Raw genomic sequence first — 3362 nt, forward strand, 5'->3', positions numbered from 1 at the left:
AACAGCGCTGCAACGCTGATCTTCTTCTCGTTGGGTGTGGAGATCACCGGGAAGGTACGACCCGCCCGGTCATCCACAGGTTCTGATCATTCCTCGTGACGGGTTCGAGGCGATACTCGATGCAAGAGCCGGGCAGCTGCGCCAGGCACGTGCGCCGATCCACCGGGCGATTGAACCAGGTCTCCAGCTGGCGGTCGGAGCACGGAGATCATGTCCCGTGACGTGGTGTTGATCACCGAGAGCGGCCCTGGGACCTACACCACTTCACGGGACATGACTCAAGGAGCAGCCAGATCCGGCGCGGGGTCTTCGCTGGCCGACGCCCGCCTCAGTCGAAGCGCTCCTGCCGCAAAACCCGTTGACACCCCGCGAGCACGGGCCCAGGCTGCGGGCAGGCCCTGGAGTCGAGCGAGGAGGTGGTGCGCCGTGAACACGTCGATGTGGGCGCTCCACCTCGGGGCCACGCACGGGCGGTAGAGCGCCCGGGAGCGCCGTCACCCGCGCTCTCGAGAGGCACTGCCATGACCAACCACCTCATCCCCGACACCCCTGACGTCACCGAGCACGCGCTCGCCCTCGCCGGCGTGCCCGGCGTTCTGTGGACACCCGCGTCCGCGTCAGCCGAGGCCCCTGCACCGCTGCTGCTGCTCGGCCACCCCGGAGGCCTCGACGCGATACGCCAGCGCCTAGCCGCTCGCGCCCGGCAGGCGGCAGCCGCCGGCTTCGCCTCGGCCGCGATCGAGCTGCCCGGCAGCGGCAGCCGTCCCCGGCTGCCCCACGTCGATGCTGCCCGCGCCGACCTGCAGCGGGCCGTCCGCGCCGGTGAGCCGCTCACCGACGACGTCGTCGACAGGCTCGTCCTGCCGCTCGTCGAGCTCGCCGTCCCCGAGTGGCGGTCTGCGCTGGACGAGCTCCTCGCCCGTCCGGAGATCGGCGAGGCGGCCGCGTACTCGGGCGGGGTGCTCGCGATCGGCGTTCGCCTGGCGTTGGTCGAGCCGCGGATCGCCGCCGTCGTCCTCTTCGCCGGCAGTGCCATCCCGAAGGCCACCTACGTCGACGCCCGCCGGCTCACCAAGCCCGTGCTCGCGCTGCTCCAGTGGGACGACGAGAACAACGAGCGGCAGGCTGCCCTCAACCTCTTCGACACGATCGGCTCATCAGAGAAGACGCTGCACGCCAACACCGGCGGCCACACGGGCACGCCGGCGTTCGAGGGCGTGGACGTCAACCACTTCCTCCTCCGCCACCTGGCGTGACACTGCAGGTGACCTCGGTCGGTTGCCGGCTGACCGAGGTCACCTGCGCCGAGGGGTTCCTGGGCCGACGCCACGGCGACTGACCGCGGTCACCGTCCGACCTGACCCCGGTCAGTTCCGCCGTGAGGCAAGGAGCTGCCCCTGGCCCACCGGGTGCACCGACACGGCGGCGCACCGCTCGTCCGCCTCCAGCAGGGCGCGCAGCGGCGCGACCTCCTCGGCGTGGGAGAGGGCGTTGTCGACGGCGAGCACCCCACCGGGGGCCAGCAAACGCACCGGGGCGGCCACCACGAGGCGTACTGGGTGCGCTCGGAGTCGAGCAAGAGGAGGGCTACGCTCGCGTCGGGCAGCGCCGCGAGCGCCGCTCCCCCGTCACCGAGCTGGACGTCGACGACGTCGTCGAGTTCGGCGGCGCGCAGCGAGCGGCGCGCGTCGGCCTGGGCGTCGTCGTCGAGGTCCCATGAGGTCAGGTGCCCTCCGGTGCGGCGCAGGTCGCCGGCGAGCCACAGTGCGCAAGCTCCGCGGGAGGTTCCCACTTCCACGACGGTCCAAGCGCCGAGGGCCTGCACGAGGAACCACAGCAGGCGACCAGCGTCAGGCTCGATGATCCGCCAGCGCTGTAGGCGGTCGGTCTGGGCGGCGTCGTGTTCGACCGCCGTGCGCTCGATCTCCGCGATGACGGCGCTGACCTTCGGCTGGAGTTCTGTCATCCGTGGAGGATGGCTGCCGCCCGCCGTCGTCGTCCGTCGGCGCGGGTGGATGATCCCACGGTGAGTGACCCGGAGCGGACGGCGGCGCCCGTCGACTACGCGCCTGTCCGCGCGGCGTACGACACCGTCGCGGACGACTACGCGGCCCGCCTCCCGGACACCCGCGCCGAGGCGCCGCTCGACCTCGCGATGCTCGACCACTTCGCGGCGACCGTCAGCGCCAGCGGCGCGGGCGCTGTGCTGGACGCCGGCTGCGGCGCGGGGCGCATCTCGCGGTACCTGGCGGACCGGGGCTGCGCGGTCACCGGGGTGGACCTCTCCCCCGGGATGGTCGCCGCAGCGCAGCGCGCCCACGCGGACATCGCCTTCACGGTCGGGTCCATCGCCGACCTGCCGTATCCCGACGACAGCTTCGACGGGGTGCTGCTCTGGTACTCCACCATCCACACACCGCCGGAGCAGCTCGGCCCGGTCTTCCGAGAGGCGGCTCGGGTGCTCCGCAGCGGAGGCCACCTCCTCGTCGCGTTCCAGTCGGGCTCCGGAACGCGCGACGTCTCCCCTGCCTACCGCCGCCTCGGCCACGACGTCGAGCTCCACCGCTACCTCACCACCGCCGACGAGGTCGTGCCCCTGCTGGAGGCCGTGGGCATGAGCGAGACCTGCCGTCTCGTCCGGAGCGCCCACGGCCACGAGGCTGATCAGCAAACCGTGCTGCTCGCCCGGGCTGGCTGACCTGGCGACGGCGATGACCGCGAGAGTGCCCCACGACGGCGCCCATTGGGCCAGGTACAACGCAGCTCAAACGGGCCGGGAGCCTCGTGAGCTGTGCCGCCAGGTGCTCGCCCTCGCCGGACCGGGGCTCGGACGCACGGCTATCGACCTGGGCTGCGGGGCGGGCGTCGAAACCCGCGCGCTCCTCGCCGCGGGGTGGCGCGTCCACGCCATCGACAGCGCGCCGGACACCCGCGCCGTCGTCACCCGTACCGCCGCCGACCAGGACCTGAGCCGGTTGACGATTCACCACGCCCCGTTCGCCGACCTCGACGCGCTGCCCGAGGCGGACCTCGTCTACGCCGGGTACTCCCTGCCGTACTGCGATCCTTCAGCGTTCCCCCGTGTCTGGGCGGCCATCCGCGGCGCCCTGCGCCCCGGCGGTTGGTTCGCGGGGAACTTCTTCGGCGACCACGACTCCTGGGCCGGCACCCCGGGCGAGACGTACCTCAGCGTGGATGCCGTCCACGCCCTCTTCGAGGGCTTGTCCGTGGTGAGCTTCGTGATTGAAGACGACGACGGCGACGCGTTCAGCCTCGATCCACCGCGTCGTGACCTCGCGGCGAGGTGATCTTGGCGGAGGGGGCTTCGCGGTGCTGGTCCACTCGGTGGGCAGCAGGTAGCC

4 protein-coding genes are annotated in these 3362 nt (G+C 72.1%); 3 read left to right on the forward strand and 1 reads right to left on the reverse strand.

Annotated features, from left to right (window positions below; genetic code table 11):
* The first annotated feature begins 521 nt into the window (after positions 1-521).
* Positions 522-1256: a dienelactone hydrolase family protein gene (locus tag BXY45_RS22610; RefSeq protein ID WP_109776789.1), complete on the forward strand. Its 735-nt coding sequence runs from the start codon at positions 522-524 to the stop codon at positions 1254-1256.
* A gap of 89 nt (positions 1257-1345) precedes the next feature.
* On the opposite strand, the gene BXY45_RS22615 is transcribed toward BXY45_RS22610, so the two are convergent.
* Positions 1346-1966, reverse strand: coding sequence for an O-methyltransferase (locus tag BXY45_RS22615; RefSeq protein ID WP_109776790.1), 621 nt, complete (start codon positions 1964-1966; stop codon positions 1346-1348).
* 60 nt (positions 1967-2026) lie between these two features.
* On the opposite strand from BXY45_RS22615, the gene BXY45_RS22620 reads away from it, so the two are divergent.
* Together BXY45_RS22620 and BXY45_RS22625 are read left to right on the forward strand one after the other, a co-directional pair.
* Positions 2027-2698: a class I SAM-dependent methyltransferase gene (locus tag BXY45_RS22620; protein ID WP_211319869.1), complete on the forward strand. Its 672-nt coding sequence runs from the start codon at positions 2027-2029 to the stop codon at positions 2696-2698.
* Positions 2699-2711: 13 nt separating this feature from the next.
* Positions 2712-3308: a class I SAM-dependent methyltransferase gene (locus BXY45_RS22625; RefSeq protein WP_109776792.1), complete on the forward strand. Its 597-nt coding sequence runs from the start codon at positions 2712-2714 to the stop codon at positions 3306-3308.
* The last annotated feature ends 54 nt before the right edge of the window (positions 3309-3362 follow it).

Origin of the sequence: Quadrisphaera granulorum (genome assembly GCF_003149145.1) — a bacterium.
Lineage (GTDB): Bacteria > Actinomycetota > Actinomycetes > Actinomycetales > Quadrisphaeraceae > Quadrisphaera > Quadrisphaera granulorum.

Bases quoted from the DNA above. Each gene is read 5' to 3' on its own strand.
- BXY45_RS22610 (WP_109776789.1), top strand. From the start codon at position 522: ATGACCAACCACCTCATCCCCGACACCCCTGACGTCACCGAGCACGCG.
- BXY45_RS22615 (WP_109776790.1), bottom strand. From the start codon at position 1,966: ATGACAGAACTCCAGCCGAAGGTCAGCGCCGTCATCGCGGAGATCGAG.
- BXY45_RS22625 (WP_109776792.1), top strand. From the start codon at position 2,712: ATGACCGCGAGAGTGCCCCACGACGGCGCCCATTGGGCCAGGTACAAC.